Here is a 21,492-nt window from a genome sequence, read left to right on the forward strand (position 1 = left end):
TTTCAATGCCGCCTTCCAGAACACCTTCTCCTCCCGAATCCGGCAGCGCCGCCACCAGCGCAGCGGCGGCCGCCCGCAACACCGACAGCGGCGCCGCGCACCTGCCGGGGGGGCCGCCGCCCGATCCGCCCTCGCAAAAAGCCGCGCATGCGCAGGCGCTGGCCGCAGGCATGCCTTTCAATGCGAACAAGCCGTTGGAGCACGGCATGGACAACGCGCTGCGCCCGCCCGCCGGCCAGACCGTGCAGCCGCTGTCGTCCGCGGCAACGGCCAGCACCTTGTCCGAAGAGATCAACTCGGAGAAGGCCGGCGGCATGGCCATGCCGGGCCTGAATGCCACCATCGAATCGCTGGACCGGGTGCGCGTCGACTCTGGCGGCCAGCGGCTCACCACCAACCAGGGCGTGCCCATCGCGGACAACCAGAATTCGCTCAAGGCCGGCCTGCGCGGCCCCGCGCTGCTCGAAGACTTCATCCTGCGCGAGAAGATCACCCACTTCGACCACGAGCGCATTCCCGAGCGCATCGTGCATGCGCGCGGTTCGGGCGCCCACGGCTACTTCGAATGCTACGAAGGCATCCCGCAGTTCACCAAGGCGGCGCCGCTGCGCGAAGGCGGAAAGATCACGCCGGTGTTCGTGCGCTTTTCCACCGTGGCCGGCGAGCGCGGCTCCAAGGACACGGCGCGCGACGTGCGCGGCTTTGCCGTCAAGTTCTACACGGACGAAGGCAACTGGGACCTGGTGGGCAACAACATGCCCGTGTTCTTCATCCAGGACGCCATGAAGTTTCCCGACCTGGTCCACGCCGTGAAGCCGGAGCCGCATCACCAGATGCCGCAGGCCGCGAGCGCGCACGACACCTTCTGGGACTTCGTCTCGCTCATGCCCGAGTCGACCCACATGCTGATGTGGCACATGTCCGATCGCGCCATTCCGCGCAGCTACCGCATGATGCAGGGCTTTGGCGTGCACACCTTCCGGCTCGTGAACGAGGCCGGCGATTCGGTGTTCTGCAAGTTCCACTGGTCGCCGGTGCTCGGAACGCATTCACTGATGTGGGACGAGGCCGTGAAGATCTCGGGCGCCGACCCCGACTTCCACCGCCGCGACCTGTGGGAAGCCATCGAGGCCGGGGAGTTTCCGGAATGGGAACTCGGCCTGCAGATCTTCACCGAGGAAGAGGCCGAGGCCTTCAGCTTCGACGTGCTCGACGCCACCAAGATCGTGCCCGAGGAACTGGTGCCGCTCACGCCCGTGGGGCGCCTGGTGCTCAACCGCAATCCCGACAATTTTTTTGCCGAGACCGAGCAGGTGGCCTTCTGCGCCGCGCACGTGGTGCCGGGCATCGACTTCACCAACGACCCGCTGCTGGCCGGGCGCATCCACTCCTACGTCGACACGCAGATCACGCGCCTGGGCGGGCCGAACTTCCATGAGCTGCCGATCAACGCGCCGATGGCGCAGGTGCACAACAACCAGCGCGACGGCATGCACCGCCAGGCCATCCACCGCGGCCGTGCGGCCTACGAGCCCAACTCGCTGGGCGGCGGCTGTCCGTTCCAGGCCGGGGCTTCGGCCGGCTTCATGACTTTTCCGCAGCGCGCGGAGCAGGACAAGGTGCGCGGCAAGCCCGAGAAGTTTGCCGACCACTACACGCAGGCCACGCTCTTCTTCGAAAGCCAGACGCCCACCGAGCAGGCCCACATCGCGGCGGCGTTCCGCTTCGAGCTCTCCAAGTGCACCGTGCCTGCCGTGCGCGAGCGCATGGTGGCGAGCCTCGTCAATGCATCGCCGCTGCTCGCGCAGCAGGTGGCCGACGGGCTCGGCATTCCGGTGCCGCCTGCGCTGCCTCGCGCACTTGCGCAGCCTGTAAATCCGGAGGTCACGCATTCGCACGCACTGTCGCTCACGGCGCGGCCCGGCGATGGGTCCGTGCGCACGCGCAAGGTGGCGCTGCTGGTGGCGGACGGCGTGCAGGGCGAGCAGATCGCCGCCATCCAGGCGGCGCTGCTGGCCGAAGGCGCCGTCGGCCGCCTGGTGGGACCGCGTATCGGACCGTTCCGCACGGCCGAGGGCGAGACGATGGAAGCCGACGCTTCGATGGAAAACGAACCCGGCTTCCTGTTCGATGCGCTGGTGCTGCCCGATGGCGCCGAAGGCGTGGAGCTTCTCTCCGCCCATGCCTATACCGAGCAGTTCATCAAGGACCAGTACCAGCACGGCAAGACCATTCTCGCGCTCGGAGCCTCGGCCACGCTGCTGGCCGAGGCGAAGATTCCGGAGACCCTGCCGTCGGGCGACGCGGACCCGGGCGTGCTGCGCGGCACGGCGGAGAATTTCGAATCCACCATCGAGGCCTTCGTCGCGGCTCTCGCCAGGCACCGGCATCCGGCGCGCGAGATCGGGGCGCTGGTGGTGGACGCCGGCTAGAGAAAGTCCCGCAGCCGGTAGTACATCATCCCCAGCACCAGCGCTGGCGTGCGCAGCAGGGTGCCGCCCGGAAAGGCGTGGTGCCCGATGCGCGCGAACAGGTCGAAGCGCTCCGCCTGGCCCGCGATGGCCTCGGCCGCCAGCTTGCCCGCCATGCCCGTGAGCGCCAGGCCGTGGCCCGAGAAGCCCTGCAGGTAGTAGATGTTGGTGCCGATGCGCCCGAAGTCGGGCGCCTTGTTCATCGTGATGTCGACGAAGCCGCCCCATGCGTGGTCGATGCCCAGGTCCGCCAGCTGCGGAAACACCGCGAGCATGCTCTTGCGGATCTTCTCGATGAGGTTGCGCGGCGTCCGCGCACTGTAGCTGTCGCCCGAGCCGAACAGCAGGCGATGGTCGGCGCTCAGCCGGAAGTAGTCGAGCACGAAGTTGGTGTCCGACGCGGCCGGCCTGCCGCGCATGAGCGCATCGGCGCGCGCCGGCTCCATCGGCTCGGTCGCGATCATGTAGGTGCCCACCGGCATGATGCGCGACGAGACCTCGGGCGCCACGTCGTCGCCGTACTCGGCCAGGTAGACGTTGCCCGCCAGCACCACGAAGCTGCAGCGCACCTCGCCCTGCGCGGTCTTGACGACGGGCCGCGCGCCGCGCTCGATCACCTGCGCGGCCGAGTTCTCGTGCAGCTGCGCGCCGGCCGCGCGCGCCGCGGACGCCAGGCCCAGCGAATACTTCAGCGGATGCAGATGGCCCGAGCGCACATCGAAGGTGCCGCCGTCGAAGCGCTTGCTGTCCACGCACTGCGCGACCTCGCCGGGCCCGAGCCATTGGAGCGGATAGCCGTGGACGCGGCCCACGTGGTCCATCCATTCACGCAGCGCGCGCGACTTCGCGGGCTTGACCGACAGGTTCAGGTAGCCGGCCTGCCAGTCGCAGTCGATCGCATGGCTCGCGATGCGGTCCTGCAGCAGATCCAGGCCCTCGACCGATATGTCCCAGGCGCGCCGCGCATCCTCGGGCGTGAACTGCTTTTCGATGGCCTCTTCGCCGTCGGCGCCGAAGCCCACGATCACCTGGCCGCCGTTGCGGCCCGAGGCACCCCAGCCCACGCGCTGCGCCTCCAGCAGCACCACCGCGTAGCCGCGCATGGCAAGCTCGAGCGCGGCCGACAGCCCCGCGAGCCCGCCGCCCACCACGCAGACGTCGGCGGTGGCAATGCCTTCGAGCGGGCGCGCGGGTTCGAAGCGCGCCGCCCGTTGCACGCTGGCTTCGTAGTAGGAGTTCTCGACGACGCCGAGTTCTTTGCGCAGCAGCAATCAGGCCACCCGGAAGTTGATGAACTGCCAGGGGTCGTCTTCGTCCTTCTCCTCGTCGAAGAGCGGGCTGCGTTCCTTCAGCGGCGTCCAGTCGCCATACACGCCCGCCACTTCTCCGAGGTAGGGCATGGCGGCTTCCAGCACCACGCGGTGGTCCAGGTCGTCCGGCTCCACAAGGCCCGCGTCGGGATGGCGCAGCGCCCACGACATGCCGCCCAGGATGCCGGCCACCACCTGCAGGCTGGTGGCGCTGTTGGCGGGCGCCAGTTCGCGCGCCTGCTCGATGGTGAGCCGCGAGCCGTACCAGTAGGCCCCCTTGGGGTTGCCCATCAGCAGCACGCCTAGCTCGTCCATGCCTTCGGCGATCTCGTCGCGCACGATCCGCTGGCGGTGCTGCAGCTGCCAGTTCTTTCCCGCCATCTCGTGCAGCGAGAGCACGGCGTCGTCGCACGGGTGATAGGCGTAGTGCACCGTGGGGCGGTACACCACCTGGCCGTCCTTGCGCAGCGTCAGGTGGTCGGCAATGGAAATCGATTCGGCATGCGTCACCAGGAAGCCGTGGTAGGGGCCTTCCAGCGGCGTCCAGCTGCGCACCCGCGTGCCGATGCCGGGGCGTTTCAGGTAGATGGCCGCATCGCTGCCGAAGCCGTGCCGCGCGGCATCGGCCGGCCAGTGCCGCTCGTGCGTTCCCCAGCCCAGCTCGGCGGGCTGCAGGCCCTCGTCGGCGAAGCCCTGCACCGACCAGGTGTTGACGAACTCGCCGCGCTGCTTGCGCTCCTTCGCAACCTGGGTGTCGCGCTCGGCGATGTGCACCACCTTGATGCCCAGCTGCTGCGCGAGCGCTGCCCAGTCCTCGTAGCTCGACGGCATGGCTTCGAGCTCGGCATGCGTGTCGGCCGCGATGTTCAGCAGTGCCTGCTTGAGCAGCGCCGAGACCAGCCCCGGGTTCGCGCCCTGCGTGATCACTGCCGTGGGCCCGCTGCGCTTGTCCAGGCGCCAGGCCAGCACCTCTTCGCGCAGGCTGTAGTTCGAGCGGCGCGAAGGCGGAAGCGCGGGATCGTCGTAGCGGCCGCCCCAGGGCTCGTTGCAGGTGTCCAGGTAGAGCGCGCCGCGTTCGCGGCAGAGCTTGATGAGCGCCAGGCTCGACACGTCGACCGAGAGGTTGACCAGGAAGTCGCCCTTGTCCACCAGCGGCTCCAGCACGGCGGCAAAGTTGCCTTCCTCGAGCCGCACCGGAATGACCTCCACGCCCAGCTGCTTTGCCAGGCCGCTGCGGTCTTCGCCCGGCTTCACGATCCTGATGTCCGCCGCCTTGAGTCCGAAATGGCGCAACAGCAAAGGCAGCAGCGCCTGGCCGATGGAGCCGAAGCCGATCATCGTGAGCTTGCCGTCCAGGCGAGCCAGCGCTTCGTTCTTCTTCGTCATCCCATCACCTCGCTGAGTGGCGCCGGACCGGCCGGCCTTGTCCTTCGTTTCCTCGAACGAATGTGGAACGCGCCGGCCGGCGAATGCGTCAGCTTGCCTTTGCCGATGGTGTAGGAGGACTCCATGAGCGCATGCTCCGCCCGCGGCCATGGTAGAAACCGGCCACCATGCGCACGTTGCGCATGGCACCCCACCGATGGCCGAAGACTTCCCCTTCAATCCACGACGTTCCGCCCCGCCAACCGGCTGGCTTGGCCTGCGCCTGGCGCGCGCGCCCTGGCTGTTGCTGCTCGGCTTGGCCCTGCTGCTCCTGGGCGGCTGCGCGGGGCTGCCGGCTGGGGTGGAGCGCAAGCCTTCGGTGGCCATCACCGATGGCGCCGACACCATGCTGGGGCGCCTGGTGGCAGCGGCCTCGCCGCCGGGGCAGGGGCTGAGCGGCTTCCGGCTGCTGCCGATGCCGCAGTATTCGCTGCATGCGCGCATCGAGCTCGCGCGCCGCGCCCAGCGCTCGATCGACGTGCAGTACTACCTGGTGCAGAACGACGAAACCGGCCGCTACCTGCTGCGCACGCTGCGCGACGCGGCCGACCGCGGCGTGCGCGTGCGCCTGCTGGTGGACGATCTCTACACCGCGGGCGCCGATCCGCTGTTCGCGGGCTTCGCGGCGCATCCGAACGTGGAGGTGCGCTTCTTCAATCCCTTCCCGGCCGGCCGCGGCCTGCTGGGCACGCGCTGGGCGGCGTCGCTGCTCGACTTCGACCGGGTGCACCGGCGCATGCACAACAAGCTGTTCGTGGTGGACAACACGATGGCGGTCATGGGCGGGCGCAACATCGCCAACGAATACTTCCTGCGCGATGGCGGCTCCAACTTCATCGACATCGACACGCTGGTGGCCGGCACGGTCGTGCCGCGGCTGTCGTCGCTGTTCGACATGTACTGGAACAGCCCGTACGTCTACCCGATCGAGTCGCTGGTCTCCAATGGCGGGGCCACGCCGCAGCAGCTGCGCGAACGCTTCGAGCAGATGACTGCCGGGCCGGACACGCTGCATCCCGAGCCGCTGACTTCCACCGACCTGCTGGGCAACAACGCGCTCGCCAAGGACCTGGGCGAGGGTGCGCTGTCGCTGGTCTGGGCGCGCGCCGAAGCCTATGCCGATGCGCCCGCCAAGGCACTCGGGCCGCCCGAAGCCCGCGGACTGCCGGCCGACGAATCGACCGACAGCGTGCTCTACAACGTGCGGCGCTACCTGCGCGGAGCCCAGCAGGAGATCCTGCAGACCACGCCCTACCTGATTCCGGGGCGCGGCGGCATGGAGACGATCCGCCTCGTGCGGCAGCGCGGCGTGAGCTACACCATCGTGACCAATTCGCTGGCCGCCACGGACGAATCGCTGGTGCACATCGGCTATCGCCACTACCGGCCCGAAATGCTCGCCCTGGGCGTGGAGCTCTACGAGCTGAGCCCCAAGCGCGTGGAGCAGACCAAGCGCTTCGGCATCTACGGTTCGGCCAGTGGCCGGCTGCACGGCAAGTCGGCCGTGGTCGACCGCAGCATGGTGTTCATCGGCTCGATGAACTTCGATCCGCGCTCGATGCTGCACAACACCGAGATCGGCCTGTTCATCTTCAGCCCGCAGATTGCCCAGCAGCTCACCAGCCTGATCGGTTTCATCCGGCTGGACGGCGCCTACCAGCTGCAGCTGGGGCCGCGCGGCGGCATCGAGTGGGTGAGCCCGGCCTCGGGCGATGGCGCCGACACCATCCTGCACGTGGAGCCGGAAACGGATTTCTGGGCGCGCTGGAAGCTGGAGCTGTTCGCCCCGCTGGTGCCCGAGAGCCTGCTGTAGCGCGGGCCGGCAGGTGCTACTGCTGCAGGCGGCCGTTCAGGTAGGGCTCGGGATCGACGGCGGTGCCGTTCTTGCGGATCTCGAAATGCAGCTTCACGCGGTCGGTTTCGCTCTTGCCCATTTCGGCGATCTTCTGGCCTTGCCGCACCACCGCGTTTTCCTTCACGAGGATGGTCTGCGCATGGGCGTAGGCGGTGAGAAAGGTCTCGTTGTGCTTGATGATGACCATGTTGCCGTAGCTGCGCAGCTCGCCGCCCACGTACACCACGCGGCCATCGGCCGAGGCCACGATGGGATCGCCCAGGTTGCCTGCAATGTCGAGCCCCTTGTTGCGCACGCCGTCGAAGCGGGCAATGGTGGTGCCGGCGGCGGGCCGGATGAACATGGCCAGGGGCTGCTGCACGGGCGGCGGAATGACGACGCCGGGCCGCGCGGGCGGCTGCGGCGTGGTGCAGGCGGCCAGGCCGGCAGCCACCAGGAGCGCGGCGCCGGTACGAAGGGCAAAAGTCTGAAGGTGCATGGCTCTGTTGGAACGAATTCGTTGCTGAGGGTTCCCGCGGTCGGCGCGCCGGGCGAGCCACCTCGTCCATGCTAGCAAACTCCGCCGGGGCCGGGTCTACTTGAGCGGAATGGGCGTGCCGCGGTCGATCGGCACCGCCGTCACGCTGTTCTTCGGCGAGCCTTCGATCAGCAGGTCGGAGTAGGTGAGATAGACCAGCGTGTTGCGCCTGGCGTCGACCATGCGCACCACGCGCAGCCGCTTGAACAGGATCGACAGCCGCTCGCTGTAGACCTCTTCGCGCTTTGGAAGCGGCTGCACGATGCTGACCGGCCCGACCTGGCGGCAGGCAATGGAGGCTTCCGACTTGTCCTCCGCCACGCCGAAGGCGCCCGCCAGCCCGCCGGTCTTGGCGCGCGAGACATAGCAGGTCACGCCGTTCACCTTGGGGTCGTCGTAGGCCTCCACCACGATCTTGTGATCGGGGCCGATGAGCTTGAAGGCGGTGTCCACGTCGCCCACCGTTTCCGCATGCGCGGCGAAGGCCAGCGCCAGGCCCGCCAGCGCCAGGCCGCATGCGAAGGCGCCGCGAAGGAGGAGGGGAGCGCGGGAGGCCTGGGTCATGGGGTGGTGTTTCAAACGATGCTGAGTTCGTGCACGCGGTCGAAGCTGCCGCGCCGCCGGTCTTCGAAGAAGTGTTCGAGCGCCTCGCGCACGGTGCGAAAGGCGATCTCTTCCCAGGGAATTTCTTCCTCGGTGAAGAGCCGGGCCTCGATGGTCTCGTGGCCCGGGTCGAAGCGGTCGTCGAGCAGGCGGGCGCGGTAGAACAGGTGCACCTGGCCCACGCGCACCACGCTGATCACCGCGAACAGGCCCTGCATCTCGTAATGGGCGCCGGCCTCTTCGTCGGTCTCGCGGGCCGCGCCCTGGGCCGCGGTTTCGCCCAGCTCCATGAAGCCCGCCGGCAGCGTCCACTTGCCCCAGCGCGGCTCGATGTTGCGCTTGCACAGCAGCACCTTGTCGCCGAGCACGGGAATGGTGCCCACCACGTTCAGCGGGTTCTCGTAGTGGACGGTGCTGCAGGCCGGGCAGACCGCGCGCTCCTTGGTGTCGCCGTCGTCGGGGACGCGGTAGACCACGGCGGTGCCGCAGTTCTTGCAGTGCTTGATGGGTACGCGCAGGATCATGGAGCGGGGAGCCGCGGCGTCAGACGATCTTGACCGCCAACTTGGGCAAGCCGGCTACTTCGCCCACCAGCGTGTCGCCCGCCACCACCGCCGCCACGCCTTCGGGCGTGCCGCTGTAGATCAGGTCGCCGGGCTGCAGCTCCCACGCGGCCGACAGGTGCTCGATGGTTTCGGCCACGTTCCAGATCAGCTTGCTCACGGTGCTGCGCTGGCGGTCGGTGCCGTTGACCTGCAGCGAGATCTCGGCGTTCTCGGCATCGCCGGCCTCGGCCACCGGCACGATCGGGCCGATGGGCGCGCTCTGCTCGAAGCCCTTGCCGATGTCCCAGGGGCGGCCCTGCTTCTTCATGTCGTTCTGCAGGTCGCGCCGCGTCATGTCCAGGCCCACGGCATAGCCGTAGATGTGCTTGTGCGCATCGGCCGCCGCAATGTTCTTGCCGCCGGTGCCGATCGCCACCACGAGCTCGATCTCGTGGTGCAGGTTCTTCGTGAGCGTGGGGTAGGCCATGGTGCCGGTCTGGCCCGCATCGACCACCACCAGCGCGTCGGCCGGCTTCATGAAGAAGAAGGGCGGCTCGCGCCCGGTGAAACCCATTTCCTTGGCGTGGTCCTCGTAGTTGCGGCCCACGCAGTAGATGCGGTGCACCGGAAAACGGGCCGGCTGGCCGACCACGGGGATCGAAACGGTCGCGGGCGGGGCGAAAACAAACTCGGAAGCCATTGCGTCTGTCCTTTTCAGCGGAACGGAGAAAAAACGGCAGTGTGCCAGAGGCAGGCACGGGCTGCCGGTGCGGCGCTATGCTTGCGGGATGATGAAGCTGCACAACTACTTCCGATCGTCCTCGTCGTTCCGCGTGCGCATCGCGCTCCACCTGAAGGGCCTGGAGTTCGACTACATCCCGGTGCACATCGCCCGCGGCGAGCACCGCACGGGGCCGTTCTCGGCCATTTCGGCCGACATGCTGGTGCCGCTGCTCGAGGACGAGGGCGAGCGCTTTTCGCAATCGATGGCCATCATCGAATACCTGGACGAAACCCACCCCGAGCCGGCGCTGCTGCCGCACGATCCGGTGGGCCGCGCCCATGTGCGCGCGCTGGCGGAATCCATCGCCTGCGAGATCCATCCGCTCAACAACCTGCGCGTGCTCAAGTACCTGGTGAAGGAGCTCAAGCTCGACGACGAGGCCAAGAACGCCTGGTACCGCCATTGGGTGCGCGACGGCATGCTGGCCTTCGAGCGCCAGCTCGCGCAGCATCCGGGCGGCCGGTTCTGCTATGGCGACACGCCCACGCTGGCCGACTGCTGCCTGGTGCCGCAGATCTTCAACGGCCGCCGCTTCGACTGCGACTTCAGCGGATTGCCGCGCACCATGGCCGCCTTCGAGGCCTGCATGGAGCTCGACGCCTTCCAGCGCGCCCAGCCTTCGCAGTGCCCCGACGCGGAAGCCTGAACGCGCCCGCCGCCATGGACGACGCGCACTGGCTCGTGCCCGACTGGCCGGCGCCGCCCAACGTGCGGGCCGTGTGCACCACGCGCGAGGGCGGTGTCTCGCAGGGCCGCTACCAGAGCCTCAACCTGGGCGACCACGTGGGCGACCTGGCCGCCCACGTCGCCGAAAACCGCCATCGCCTGGCGCAGGCCATCGGCGGCGCGCGGCCGGTCTTTCTTCAGCAGGTGCACGGCACCGGCTTGGTGGCGCTCGATGCCGAGGCGGGCGGGGCGGGCGACGGCACGCCGGCCGATGCCTGCACCGCCACGGCCACCGGCGTGGCCTGCACCATCATGGTGGCCGACTGCCTGCCCGTGCTCTTCACCGACGAATCGGGCCAGCGGGTGGCGGCCGCGCATGCCGGCTGGCGCGGCCTGGCCGGCGGCGTGCTCGAGGCGGCGGCCCGGTGCTTCGAGCCCGCGCAGGGCGGCGGCAGGGTCATGGCCTGGCTCGGCCCGTGCATCGGGCCCCGTGCCTTTGAGGTCGGGCCCGAGGTCAAGGCTGCGTTCGAGGCGCATGCGCCCGAGGCTGCGCGCTGCTTCCTGCCCGCGGCGGCGCCCGGCAAGTGGCTGGCCGACCTGCCCGCGCTCGCGCGCCAGCGCCTCTGTGCAGCCGGCGTGGAATCGGTGCATGGCAACGACGGCAGCGACGCGTGGTGCACCGTCGCCAACCCGTCACGGTTCTTTTCGCACCGGCGGGACGGCGTCAGCGGGCGTTTCGCCGCGCTGGTCTGGAAGGCCTGAGTCCGCGCCTGCCGCTGCGGCCGCCTCGCTCGCGGCGCGGCGCGCTTCTTCCTGTGCCTTTTCCTCGCGCTCCCTGATCGCGCGGCGCCGCCCCGGCGTCCCCATCAGGTAAACCACCAGTGCGACAGGCGCCAATCCGTACAAAAGAAATGTGAAGATGGCACCCAGCACGGTGCCGGTGGTGTTGGTGGCTTCGGCCACGGCCATCATCAGGGCGACGTAGAGCCAGCCAATCACGATCAGGTGGATGAACACAAGAAGTTTCAGTCGGTAAGTGAGCGGGGAGCGTTGTGGGCGCCTTGCGAAATGCAGGATACTCAAAATACGCAAGCCATCCGTATCGATTCAGGTGAGGACCAGGAGACATGATGAAGCAACAAGCAACGGGGGCCGACGCGTTCGCGCCCTTCCAGCAGGCTCTTTCGGAGGGATGGACCAAGGCGCTGGAATCGCTCCAGCAGTCCGCCGTACAGGGGGCCTCGGCCTTCAACGGCGGCGGCACGCCGCTGTGGCAATTGCCTCCGGGGGCAACGCTGCCTGAATTGCCGAAAGTCTCCATCGCGCCCGAGAAGCTGCAATCGATCCAGCAGCAATACATGGCCGAGGCCACCGAACTCTGGCGCCGCGGCTTCGACGCCAGGCCCGAGGGCGACAGGCGCTTTGCCGGCGAAGCCTGGGGCAGCAACCCGCTCGCGGCCTTCTCGGCGGCGGTCTACCTGCTCAATGGCCGCACCCTGCTCAGCATGGCCGAGGCCATCGACGCCGACGAAAAGACCAAGGCGCGCATGCGCTTTGCGGTCGAGCAATGGATGGCGGCCGCATCGCCCAGCAACTCGCTCGCCTTCAACGCAGAGGCGCAGAAGAAAGCCATCGACACGCAGGGCGAGAGCATTGCCAAGGGCATCCAGAACCTGCTGCACGACGTGAAGCAGGGCCACCTCAGCATGACCGACGAAAGCGCCTTCGAAGTGGGGCGCAACGTGGCCACCACCGAGGGCGCCGTGGTGTTCGAGAACGAGTATTTCCAACTGCTCGAATACAAACCGCTCACGGCCAAGGTCTATGAGCGGCCGTTCCTGCTGGTGCCGCCGTGCATCAACAAGTTCTACATCCTCGACCTGCAGCCCGAGAACTCCCTGATCCGCTATGCCAACGAGCAGGGCCACCGCGTGTTCGTGGTGAGCTGGCGCAACCCCGACGAGTCGCTGGCCCACGCCACCTGGGACGACTACATCGAGAATGCCGCCATCAAGGCGATCCACCTCGTGCAGGAGATCGGCGGGAGCAAGCAGATCAACGCGCTGGGCTTCTGCGTGGGCGGCACCATCCTGAGCACAGCGCTGGCCGTGCTCGCGGCGCGCGGCGAAAAGCCGGCCGCCTCGGTCACGCTGCTCACCACCTTTCTCGACTTCAGCGACACCGGCATCCTCGACATCTTCGTGGACGAGGCGATGGTGGCGTACCGCGAAATGCAGCTGGGCAAGGGCGGCCTGCTGCCGGGCATGGACCTGGCCTCGACCTTCAGCTTCCTGCGGCCCAACGACCTGGTCTGGAACTACGTGGTCGGCAACTACCTGAAGGGCGAGACCCCGCCGCCCTTCGACCTGCTCTACTGGAACAGCGACGCCACCAACCTGCCGGGCCCGTTCTACACCTGGTACCTGCGCAACACGTACCACGAGAACAAGCTCGCCAAGCCCAATGCGCTCACGGTCTGCGGCGAGAAGATCGACCTCGGCAGGATCGACATCCCGGCCTATATCTACGGCTCGCGCGAAGACCACATCGTGCCGATCGGCGGCGCCTATGCGTCCACGCAGCTGCTGCCCGGCAAGAAGCGCTTCGTCATGGGCGCCTCGGGCCACATCGCGGGCGTGATCAATCCGCCCGCCAAGAAAAAGCGCAGCCACTGGACGCGCGAGGACGGCAAGTTCCCCAAGACCCAGGCCGAATGGCTGGCCGGCGCCACCGAGCATCCCGGCAGCTGGTGGACCGACTGGGCCCAATGGCTCAAGGACCATGCGGGCAAGCAGGTCCCGGCACCCAAGGCCTACGGCAACGGCAAGGCCTACAAGGCCATCGAGCCGGCGCCGGGACGCTACGTCAAGGCCAGGGCCTGATCCCGGACACACACGCACGAGTTACCCGCACCGCTTCAATTCAAATCACTTCAACGGAGAACCTCATGGAAGACATCGTCATCGTTTCGGCCGCACGCACGGCGGTCGGCAAGTTCGGCGGCTCGCTTGCCGGCATTGCAGCCACCGAGCTGGGCGCCCTCGTGATCAAGGAAGTGATCGCGCGCGCCAATCTCACGGCCGACCAGGTCGGCGAAGCCATCATGGGCCAGGTGCTGGCCGCCGGTGCGGGCCAGAACCCCGCGCGCCAGGCATGGCTCAAGAGCGGCGGCGCCAAGGAAACGCCGGCGCTCACCATCAACGCCGTGTGCGGTTCGGGCCTGAAGGCCGTGATGCTCGCGGCGCAGGCCGTGGCCACGGGCGACAGCGAGATCGTGATTGCCGGCGGCCAGGAGAACATGAGCGCCGCGCCGCACGTGCTGCCCAATTCGCGCAACGGCCAGCGCATGGGCGACTGGAAGCTGGTCGACACCATGATCGTGGACGGCCTGTGGGACGTCTACAACCAGTACCACATGGGCATCACGGCCGAGAACGTGGCCAAGAAGTACGGCATCGACCGCTCCGCGCAGGACGAGCTCGCGCTCGGCAGCCAGACCAAGGCCGCGGCCGCGCAGGACGCCGGCAAGTTCAAGGACGAGATCGTGCCCGTGAGCATTGCGCAGAAGAAGGGCGATCCGATCGTCTTCGACAAGGACGAGTTCATCAACCGCAAGACCAGCGCCGAAGGCCTGGCGGGCCTGCGCCCCGCGTTCGACAAGGCTGGCGGCGTGACCGCGGGCAATGCCTCGGGCCTGAACGACGGCGCTGCCGCCGTGATGGTGATGACGGCCAAGAAGGCGGCCGCGCTCGGCCTCAAGCCGCTGGGCCGCATCGCAAGCTACGCCACGGCCGGCCTCGACCCGGCGATCATGGGCATGGGCCCGGTGCCCGCGTCGACCAAGGCGCTGCAGCGCGCCGGCTGGAAGGCTGCCGACCTTGATCTGCTCGAGATCAACGAGGCTTTCGCGGCGCAGGCCTGCGCGGTGAACAGGGAAATGGGCTGGGACGTGAACAAGGTCAACGTGAACGGCGGCGCCATTGCCATCGGCCACCCGATCGGCGCGTCGGGCTGCCGCATCCTGGTGACGCTGCTGCACGAGATGCAGCGCCAGAACGCGAAGAAGGGCATTGCGTCGCTGTGCATCGGCGGCGGCATGGGCGTGGCGCTGACGATCGAGCGATAGGTCTTTGCGCTCCCGGGTCGCGCACCTCTCTTTCGGGGGCGCGGCCATTCAGGGCGCGCTCCCGCCGACGGGGTACCTTGCTCCGCGAATGTCCTCCGGCCTTCGGCCTCCCCCTTGATTTCGCTGCGCAAGGCACCCCATCAGCGGGAGCGTTGGACAGAGCGGCCGTTGATCGGCTGTGTTCGCAGAGCGTGCCCAGGTGCACAGGGCATCGGGTGCTCCCCGCAGCGAAATCAAGGAGGAGGGGGCGCAGCCCCCGGGGGACATTCGCGGAGGGGAGTACCCGGTGGCCTGTGCACGCGCCCCGAACACGACAACAGCAACAGCTCACTGCCGGACCCGGCAGGCCGCAGATCACTTTGTTCACCGCCCAATTTTTGAGCAAACTGATTATTCCCCTTGTAAAACAACAAGTTAGATCGCCTTTACAAGGAAGAACATCAGTTATCCCCAAAGTTGTCCACGGAAAATGGGGATGGCATCGGCTTCTTCAGAATTCGCCCGCAAGTCCTTGATTTGTGGCACTCAGCCGGCAGCGGCCTGCTCCACGGCGTAGTGCTGGCACAGCGTCTCGACCAGCGCCTGCGCATAGATCGGCAGTGCCGCCCGGTCGCGCACCAGCAGGTAGCGCTCCCGCACGCACCATGCGTCGCTGAGATCGATCAGCGCGAGCTGCATGCTTTCCTGATTGCGCCGCGCCGCCGACTCCGGCACCACGCCAATGCCCACGCCGCTGCCGATCATCCGGCACATGGCGTCGAAGCTGCCGAGCTGGATGCGCAGCTTCTGCCGCTTGCCGAGGTTGTCGGTGATCTGCGCCAGAAAGGTCTGCAAGGTGCTGCCTTGCTGCATGCCGATTGCGTCTTCATCCAGCGTTTCCGCGAATGAAATCCTGCGGCGCTTCGCGAAGCGGTGCTTGCGCGAGGTGGCGAGCACCAGCCGATCGGTGCTGAAGTGGATCGCTTCGAGGCCCAGCGTGTCGACGCGGCCCGCCACGATGCCGATGTCGGCGCGGCCGTCGAGCACGCCGCGCGGGATCTGAGCATTCGGTTTTTCCTGAAGGTCGACGTTGATGCGCGGATTGCGCGCAAGAAAGCCCGGCAAGATTTCAGGCAGGAAATCGGTCACCGCCGTGGTGTTGGCGAACACGCGCAGGTGGCCGCGCAGGCCGCCGCCGTATTCGAGCAGGTCGGCGCGCAGCTGCTCGGTCTGGTGCAGCACGAGGCGCGCGTGGTGCAGGAAGGCTTCCCCCGGCGGCAGCAGGCGCACGCCGCGCGCTTCGCGCTGCAGCAGCTGCAGCCCGGCCTGGTTTTCGAGCGCCTTGATGCGCGCGCTGGCCGCCGCAAGCGACAGGTGCTGCCGCTCGGCCGCGCGCGTGAGATTGCCGAGCTCGGCCGTGGCAACGAAGAGGCGCAGGTCGGTCAGGTCGAAAAGCATGGCGCCATCGTAAAGCCCGAGCCTTCGGTATTTCAGAAGCCTGGGTTTCGAAATCGCAGATTGCGCACGCTGCCACGGCAGAACACCATGCGGCCATGGAGACAAAGACAATGACATTCCGCGCACTGGCGCTTCTTTCCCTTGCCGCGGCAGCGCTCTGCACTGCGGTTCCGGCTGCCGCGCAGCCCTACCCCTCGCGCCCCGTCACGCTCGTCGTGCCGCAGGCTGCGGGCGGCACCAACGACATCGTGGGCCGCCTCGTGGGCCAGAAGATCGGCGAGCTGATGAACGCGAGCGTGGTGGTCGACAACCGGCCGGGCGCGGGCGGCAACATCGGCACGCAACTGGTCGCCAAGGGCCCGAAGGACGGCTACATGCTGCTCATGACCATCAGCAGCAGCCAGGCCATCAACCCGGCGCTCTACAGGAACCCGGGCTTCGATCCGGTGAAGGATTTCAAGCCCGTGGGCCTGATCGGCGCGGTGCCCAACGTGCTGCTGGTCAACCCCTCGTTTCCCGCGAAGGATTTCAACGAGTTCCTGAAGCTCGCGCGGCAGAAGGGCGCCAACTACCAGTACGCCTCGGCCGGCAACGGCACGCTCAACCACCTGCTGGGCGAAATGCTCAACAGCATGGCCGGCATCTCGCTGCAGCACGTGCCGTACAAGGGCGTGGCGCCCGCGCTCAACGACGTGCTCGGCGGGCAGCTGCCGATCGTGTTCGCGAGCCTGCCTTCGGCGCTCTCGCACATCAAGGCCGGCAAGCTGCGCGCGCTGGCCGTGAGCGGCGACAAGCGCTCGCCGGTGCTGCCCCATGTGCCCGCCATCGCCGAGGCCGTGCCGGGCTACAACGGCACGCTCTGGATCGGCCTGTTCGCGCCAGCGGGCGTGCCGCCCGAGGTGCTCGCCACGCTGCAGGACGCGACGCGCAAGGCGCTGGCCGCGAAGGACCTGCGCGACAAGCTCGAACAGCAGGGCGTGGAGATCGCGCCGCCCACCACGCCCGATCAATTCTCGAAACTGCTGCAGGACGACCTCGCCAAGTGGGCACGCATCGTCAAGGCCTCCGGCGCAGCGGTCGACTGAAGGAACCCATGATCAATTCCGTCCAAGAAAAGTCCCCCGGCGCGATCGACGCCGGCACGCTCGCGAAGCTCCAGGCCTGGCAAGGCCGCAGCGAAACGCTGGCCGACGACATCACCGCCGCTCCCGTGCGTGCGCTCTCGGCCACGCTCGACCGCGACGACGCACCGCCCGCCGCCGGCACGCGCCTGCCCGAACTCTGGCATTGGCTCTACTTCCTGCCGCACCATCGCCAGTCCGAGATCGGCGAGGACGGCCATGCGAAGCGCGGCGGCTTCCTGCCGCCCGTGCCGCTGCCGCGCCGCATGTGGGCCGGCGGGCGGCTGGCGTGGGAGCCGGGCAACCCGCTGCAGGTGGGTGACAGGGCCGAGCGCACCTCGACCATCGCCTCGGTCACCCACAAGGTCGGCCGCACGGGCGAGCTGATGTTCGTGCTGGTGCGCCATGAAGTGCGCAACGAACGCGGCCTTGCGCTGACCGAGGAGCACGACATCGTCTACCGCGCCGCGGCCGCGCCCGGCGAGAAGGCGCCGCCGCCCACGCCGGCGCCGAAGGACGCCGCCTTCAGCCGCGAGATCGTGCCCGACGACGTGCTGCTGTTCCGCTATTCGGCGCTCACCTTCAACGGCCACCGCATCCACTACGACCGCCGCTACGTGACGCAGGTCGAGGGTTATCCGGGCCTGATCGTGCACGGCCCGCTGATCGCGACGCTGCTGGTGGACCTGCTGCGCCGCCATGTGCCGGGCGCGCAGCTCGCGCGCTTCGAGTTCCGCGCCGTGCGGCCGACCTTCGACATTGCGCCGTTCCGCGTGCACGGCAGGCCGGCCGAAGGCAGCACGGACGGCAAGACCTTCAGCCTCTGGGGCGAAGACGCCGATGGCTGGCTCACGATGCAGGCCACGGCCGTGCTCGCATGAAAAAAATGGAAAACACGTCCATGACAAGACCTCTCGACGGCATCACCGTGGTTTCGCTCGAGCACGCGATCGCCGCGCCTTTCTGCACCCGGCAGCTGGCCGACCTCGGCGCCCGCGTCATCAAGGTGGAGCGCCCCGGCGCCGGCGACTTCGCGCGCGCCTACGACGCACGCGTGGGCGGCGAGGCCTCGCACTTCGTGTGGGTGAACCGCTCCAAGGAAAGCCTCACGCTCGACCTCAAGCAGCCTGCCGCGCTCGCGGTGCTGCAGGCGCTGGTGGCCGAGGCCGACGTGCTGGTGCAGAACCTCGCGCCCGGCGCGGCCGCGCGCATGGGCCTGGGCGCCGAGGCGCTGCAGGCCCTGCATCCGCGGCTCATCGTCTGCGACATCTCGGGCTATGGCGACGACGGCCCGTACCGCGACAAGAAGGCCTACGACCTGCTGATCCAGAGCGAGGCGGGTTTTCTCTCGGTCACCGGCACGCCGGACGATCCCTGCAAGTCGGGCAATTCCATCGCCGACATCGCGGCGGGCATGTATGCCTACACCGGCATCCTCGCGGCGCTGCTGCAGCGCGGCAAGACCGGCAAGGGCTCGCACATCGACGTGTCGATGCTCGAATCGCTCGCCGAGTGGATGGGCTACCCGATGTACTACGCCTACGAAGGCGCGCCGCCGCCGCCGCGCAGCGCGGCCTCGCACGCCACCATCTATCCCTACGGTCCCTTTCCCGCGGGCGACGGCGGCACGGTGATGCTGGGCCTGCAGAACGAGCGCGAATGGCGTGTGTTCTGCGAGAAGGTGCTGCTGCAGGCGGGGCTTGCCACCGACGCGCGCTTCGACAGCAATGCGCGGCGCAACGAGAACCGCGACGCGCTGCGCGCGATCATCGTCGAGACCTTCGCCGCGCTCGGCACCGCGCAGGTGGTCGAGCGCCTCGATGCGGCGCAGATCGCCAATGCGCGCATGAACGACATGGCCGGGCTGTGGGCGCATCCGCAATTGCAGGCGCGCGAGCGCTGGCGGCAGGTGGGCTCGCCGGCCGGCGACATTCCGGCGCTGCTGCCGGCCGGCCGCCAGAGCGCCTTCGACTACCGCATGGACGCGATACCGGCCGTGGGCCAGCACACCGACGCCATCCTGCGCAGCCTGGGCCGCAGCGAGGCGGACATCGCGGCGCTGCGCGAGGCGGGGGCGGTGTGAGCACGGCAGCGCTCGCGCTGGCGCGCGCCTTTCTCTTCGTGCCGGCCGACCGGCCCGAGCGCCACGCGCGCGCGCTGGCCACCGGCGCGGGCGCGGTGATCGTCGACCTGGAGGATGCGGTGGCACCCGAGCGCAAGGCCGCGGCGCGCGAAGGCCTCGCGGCGTCGTTCGCCGCGCTGCCCGCGGCCGGCCGGCAGCGCCTGCTGGTGCGCATCAATGCCGCAGGCACGCCCTGGCACGAGGACGACTGCGTGGCCGTGGCCGGGCTGGTCTTGCAGGGGCTGATTGCGGGCGTGGTGCTGCCCAAGGCGGAGCGGGCCGGCGACCTGCGGCTGCTGGCCGAAGCCATCGGTCCTCGAGGGGTGCTCGTGCCGCTCGTCGAATCGGCGGCCGGCCTCGCGGCGGTCGACGAGCTCGCGGCGGCGCCACAGGTGCTGCGGCTCGCCTTCGGCAACCTCGATTTCCAGGCCGATGTCGGGCTGGCCTGCGATGCGGACGAAGCCGAGCTGGTGCCGGTGCGCCTGGCGCTGCTGCTGGCCTCGCGCCGCACCGGGCTGCCCGCGCCGATCGACGGCGTGACGGCCGACTGGCGCGATGCGCAGCGCCTGGCCGCCGACACCGCACGCGCGCGGCGCGGCGGCTTCGGCGCCAAGCTGTGCATCCACCCCGACCAGGTCGCGCCGGTGCAGGCCGCGCTCGGCCCGAGCGACGGCGAGCTCGCATGGGCGCGCCGCGTGATCGAGGCCGTGCGGTCGGCTGGCGGCGGCGTCGCCAGCCTCGACGGCCGCATGGTCGACGCGCCGGTGGTTCGCCTGGCCGAACGGCTGCAGGCGCTCGCTGCGGAACAAGACAGGCATCCAACAACCAAGGAGACAAGCAAGTGAATCTGAAGAAGAACTGGAAGGGCCGCACCCTGCTGGCCGCGGCATGGGGCGCAGGCCTGCTGGCCGCGCAAGCGCCGGCCGCCGCGCAGGCGCCCTGGCCCGAGAAGCCCATCACCATGGTCGTGCCGTACTCGGCCGGCGGCCCCACCGACGTGGTCGCGCGCATGCTCGCGATTCCCATGGGCAAGTCGCTCGGGCAGACCGTGATCGTCGAGAACACCGTGGGCGCGGGCGGCACCATCGCGCCCGCGCGCGTGGCCAAGGCGGCGCCCAACGGCTACACCATCCTGATCCACCACATGGGCATGGCCACCGCGCCCGCGCTCTACAAGAAGCTCAACTACGACCCGCTGAAGGATTTCGAATACGTGGGCCAGGTGATGGACGTGCCCATGACCCTGCTCTCGCGCAAGGACTTTCCGGCCAGCAACTTCCAGGAACTGCTGGCCTACGTGAAGACCCACAAGGACAAGGTCACGCTTGCCAACGCCGGCATCGGCGCGGTCTCGCAGCTGTGCGGCATGCTGCTGGCGCACCAGATCGGGGTGCAGCTCACCACCGTGCCCTACAAGGGCGCCGGCCCGGCGCTCAACGACCTGATGGGCGGACAGGTCGACCTGCTGTGCGACCAGACCACGCAGACCGCGCCGGTCATCAAGGACGGCAACCGCGTCAAGGTGTTCGGCGTGACCACGCCGAAGCGCCTGTCCAGCATGCCCAGCATTCCCACGCTCGACGAGCAGGGCCTCAAGGGTTTCGACGTGAAGGTGTGGCACGGCATCTACGCGCCCAAGGGCACGCCGCCGGCCGTGATGGAAAAGCTCAACACGGCCCTGCGCGCCGCGCTGCAGGACGACATGGTCAAGCACCGCTTCGCCGAGCTGAGCACCGAGGCCGTGCCGATGGACAAGGTGACGCCCGAAGCACTGCGCACCCACCTGGCGGCCGAGACCGAGAAGTGGGGGAAGGTGATCAAGGCGGCGGGGGTGCAGGCGGACTAGGAGCCTGGCGCTCGGCGATCCTGCGCCAGCAGCGTCTGGTGGAACAGCAGGAGCAGTTGCCGCGCAAAGACATCCATGTTCGACGCGCGGTCCGCATCGGCGGTTTCGATCGTCCGGCTGGCCGCAGCCTCTCCGGCGACGGCCACGCACACATGCCCCGGCGCGTCGCCATACGGACTGCCGGACGGGCCGGCCGCGCCGCTTTCGGCAATGCCCCAGGTGGCGCGGTGGCTGCCCCGGATCCTGCCTGCAATGAAGCTGGCATAGGGTTCGGTTTCCGCGCGCATGCCGGCCATGTCTTCGGCCGTCAGCCCTAGCAGCGCTTTTCCGGCCCGGCGCGAGTAGACGACCGCGCCGCCGAGGAAGAAAGCCGAGGCACCCGGAATGGCGAGCAGGGCGGCTGACACCAGGCCGCCGGCCGAGGATTCGGCCACCGCCACGGTCTGGCGCCGCTCGCGCAGGATGGCGCCGACACGGCCGGCGAGGATGGAAAGCGGCTCGAGGCCGGCGATGTCAGGCATGGGGGCGTTGCCCGGCGTTTTCGAAATTCATACTTTCGAACTCCTTGGAAGCAAAGGGGTGTGCGGGACGGCGGCGGACTTATGCAATATGGTTGCACATGCGGCCGCGCCGTGACAGCTGGTTGCAAGCTCGGCTCAGTGTT

At 68.6% G+C, this 21,492-nt stretch carries 20 protein-coding genes; 11 read left to right on the forward strand and 9 right to left on the reverse strand.

All coding sequences use genetic code 11. The features are described from left to right. Window positions 1-5: 5 nt before the first annotated feature. Entirely contained in the window at window positions 6-2,432 is a 2,427-nt protein-coding gene (locus ACAM58_RS10280) for a catalase (RefSeq protein WP_012747141.1), read from the forward strand. On the opposite strand, the gene ACAM58_RS10285 is transcribed toward ACAM58_RS10280, so the two are convergent. Continuing rightward, the gene (locus tag ACAM58_RS10285) at window positions 2,429-3,742 is read right to left on the reverse strand and encodes an FAD-binding oxidoreductase (protein WP_012747142.1); all 1,314 of its coding nucleotides are present in this window, start codon (window positions 3,740-3,742) and stop codon (window positions 2,429-2,431) included. The two genes, ACAM58_RS10280 and ACAM58_RS10285, sit on opposite strands and share 4 nt — an antisense overlap. Continuing rightward, on the reverse strand, window positions 3,743-5,167 hold the full coding sequence (locus tag ACAM58_RS10290) for a homospermidine synthase (RefSeq protein WP_018902875.1): 1,425 nt from the start codon (window positions 5,165-5,167) through the stop codon (window positions 3,743-3,745). It abuts the gene before it with no gap. A 196-nt stretch (window positions 5,168-5,363) separates the two neighbouring features. Here ACAM58_RS10290 and ACAM58_RS10295 point away from each other — a divergent pair, with 196 nt between their 5' ends. Beyond that, window positions 5,364-7,019 (forward strand): phospholipase D family protein, encoded by a 1,656-nt coding sequence (locus ACAM58_RS10295; protein ID WP_018902874.1) that lies wholly within the window; start codon window positions 5,364-5,366, stop codon window positions 7,017-7,019. 16 nt (window positions 7,020-7,035) lie between these two features. Here ACAM58_RS10295 and ACAM58_RS10300 read toward each other — a convergent pair whose 3' ends face one another. The 4 genes from ACAM58_RS10300 to ACAM58_RS10315 form a co-directional block, all read right to left on the reverse strand. Further along, window positions 7,036-7,539 carry a murein hydrolase activator EnvC gene (locus ACAM58_RS10300; RefSeq protein WP_012747146.1) on the reverse strand — a complete coding sequence of 168 codons (504 nt, stop codon included), beginning with the start codon at window positions 7,537-7,539 and terminating at the stop codon, window positions 7,036-7,038. A 96-nt stretch (window positions 7,540-7,635) separates the two neighbouring features. Next, complete coding sequence (locus ACAM58_RS10305; RefSeq protein ID WP_012747147.1) at window positions 7,636-8,142, reverse strand: CreA family protein; 507 nt, start codon at window positions 8,140-8,142, stop codon at window positions 7,636-7,638. Window positions 8,143-8,153: 11 nt separating this feature from the next. After that, window positions 8,154-8,705 carry an NUDIX hydrolase gene (locus ACAM58_RS10310; RefSeq protein WP_018902873.1) on the reverse strand — a complete coding sequence of 184 codons (552 nt, stop codon included), beginning with the start codon at window positions 8,703-8,705 and terminating at the stop codon, window positions 8,154-8,156. Between the two features lie 19 nt (window positions 8,706-8,724). Beyond that, window positions 8,725-9,426, reverse strand: coding sequence for a fumarylacetoacetate hydrolase family protein (locus tag ACAM58_RS10315; RefSeq protein ID WP_018902872.1), 702 nt, complete (start codon window positions 9,424-9,426; stop codon window positions 8,725-8,727). A 91-nt stretch (window positions 9,427-9,517) separates the two neighbouring features. On the opposite strand from ACAM58_RS10315, the gene maiA reads away from it, so the two are divergent. Then, window positions 9,518-10,156, forward strand: a complete 639-nt coding sequence (gene maiA / locus ACAM58_RS10320; RefSeq protein ID WP_026283796.1) for a maleylacetoacetate isomerase — start codon at window positions 9,518-9,520, stop codon at window positions 10,154-10,156. A gap of 14 nt (window positions 10,157-10,170) precedes the next feature. After that, window positions 10,171-10,938: a peptidoglycan editing factor PgeF gene (gene pgeF / locus ACAM58_RS10325; RefSeq protein WP_062361899.1), complete on the forward strand. Its 768-nt coding sequence runs from the start codon at window positions 10,171-10,173 to the stop codon at window positions 10,936-10,938. Here the strand turns inward: pgeF and ACAM58_RS10330 are convergent. Continuing rightward, on the reverse strand, window positions 10,870-11,193 hold the full coding sequence (locus tag ACAM58_RS10330; RefSeq protein ID WP_018902871.1) for a hypothetical protein: 324 nt from the start codon (window positions 11,191-11,193) through the stop codon (window positions 10,870-10,872). The two genes, pgeF and ACAM58_RS10330, sit on opposite strands and share 69 nt — an antisense overlap. Before the next feature lie 113 nt (window positions 11,194-11,306). On the opposite strand from ACAM58_RS10330, the gene phaC reads away from it, so the two are divergent. Beyond that, entirely contained in the window at window positions 11,307-13,058 is a 1,752-nt protein-coding gene (gene phaC / locus ACAM58_RS10335; RefSeq protein WP_062361897.1) for a class I poly(R)-hydroxyalkanoic acid synthase, read from the forward strand. A 65-nt stretch (window positions 13,059-13,123) separates the two neighbouring features. After that, window positions 13,124-14,302 (forward strand): acetyl-CoA C-acetyltransferase, encoded by a 1,179-nt coding sequence (locus tag ACAM58_RS10340; RefSeq protein WP_018902869.1) that lies wholly within the window; start codon window positions 13,124-13,126, stop codon window positions 14,300-14,302. A gap of 525 nt (window positions 14,303-14,827) precedes the next feature. Here ACAM58_RS10340 and ACAM58_RS10345 read toward each other — a convergent pair. Beyond that, window positions 14,828-15,739, reverse strand: a complete 912-nt coding sequence (locus tag ACAM58_RS10345) for a LysR family transcriptional regulator (RefSeq protein ID WP_018902868.1) — start codon at window positions 15,737-15,739, stop codon at window positions 14,828-14,830. Between the two features lie 110 nt (window positions 15,740-15,849). Here ACAM58_RS10345 and ACAM58_RS10350 point away from each other — a divergent pair, with 110 nt between their 5' ends. Genes ACAM58_RS10350 through ACAM58_RS10370 form a run of 5 tightly spaced genes read left to right on the forward strand, consistent with a single transcriptional unit; the run spans window position 15,850 to window position 20,828 of the window. Beyond that, on the forward strand, window positions 15,850-16,824 hold the full coding sequence (locus tag ACAM58_RS10350; RefSeq protein WP_062361896.1) for a tripartite tricarboxylate transporter substrate binding protein: 975 nt from the start codon (window positions 15,850-15,852) through the stop codon (window positions 16,822-16,824). 8 nt (window positions 16,825-16,832) lie between these two features. Further along, window positions 16,833-17,741 (forward strand): MaoC family dehydratase N-terminal domain-containing protein, encoded by a 909-nt coding sequence (locus ACAM58_RS10355; protein WP_155736544.1) that lies wholly within the window; start codon window positions 16,833-16,835, stop codon window positions 17,739-17,741. A 20-nt stretch (window positions 17,742-17,761) separates the two neighbouring features. Next, the gene (locus tag ACAM58_RS10360; protein ID WP_062364387.1) at window positions 17,762-18,943 is read left to right on the forward strand and encodes a CaiB/BaiF CoA-transferase family protein; all 1,182 of its coding nucleotides are present in this window, start codon (window positions 17,762-17,764) and stop codon (window positions 18,941-18,943) included. Continuing rightward, window positions 18,940-19,827: a CoA ester lyase gene (locus tag ACAM58_RS10365; RefSeq protein ID WP_062361894.1), complete on the forward strand. Its 888-nt coding sequence runs from the start codon at window positions 18,940-18,942 to the stop codon at window positions 19,825-19,827. Before ACAM58_RS10360 ends, ACAM58_RS10365 begins: the two co-directional genes overlap by 4 nt. Further along, window positions 19,824-20,828 carry a tripartite tricarboxylate transporter substrate binding protein BugD gene (locus ACAM58_RS10370; RefSeq protein ID WP_062361892.1) on the forward strand — a complete coding sequence of 335 codons (1,005 nt, stop codon included), beginning with the start codon at window positions 19,824-19,826 and terminating at the stop codon, window positions 20,826-20,828. The genes ACAM58_RS10365 and ACAM58_RS10370 overlap by 4 nt, the downstream gene beginning before the upstream one ends. Here the strand turns inward: ACAM58_RS10370 and ACAM58_RS10375 are convergent. Beyond that, window positions 20,825-21,349, reverse strand: a complete 525-nt coding sequence (locus ACAM58_RS10375) for a CinA family protein (protein ID WP_062361889.1) — start codon at window positions 21,347-21,349, stop codon at window positions 20,825-20,827. The genes ACAM58_RS10370 and ACAM58_RS10375 overlap by 4 nt on opposite strands. Between the last annotated feature and the right edge of the window lie 143 nt (window positions 21,350-21,492).

This window comes from Variovorax sp. V116 (genome assembly GCF_041154435.1).
GTDB classification, from domain to species: Bacteria; Pseudomonadota; Gammaproteobacteria; order Burkholderiales; family Burkholderiaceae_C; genus Variovorax; species Variovorax paradoxus.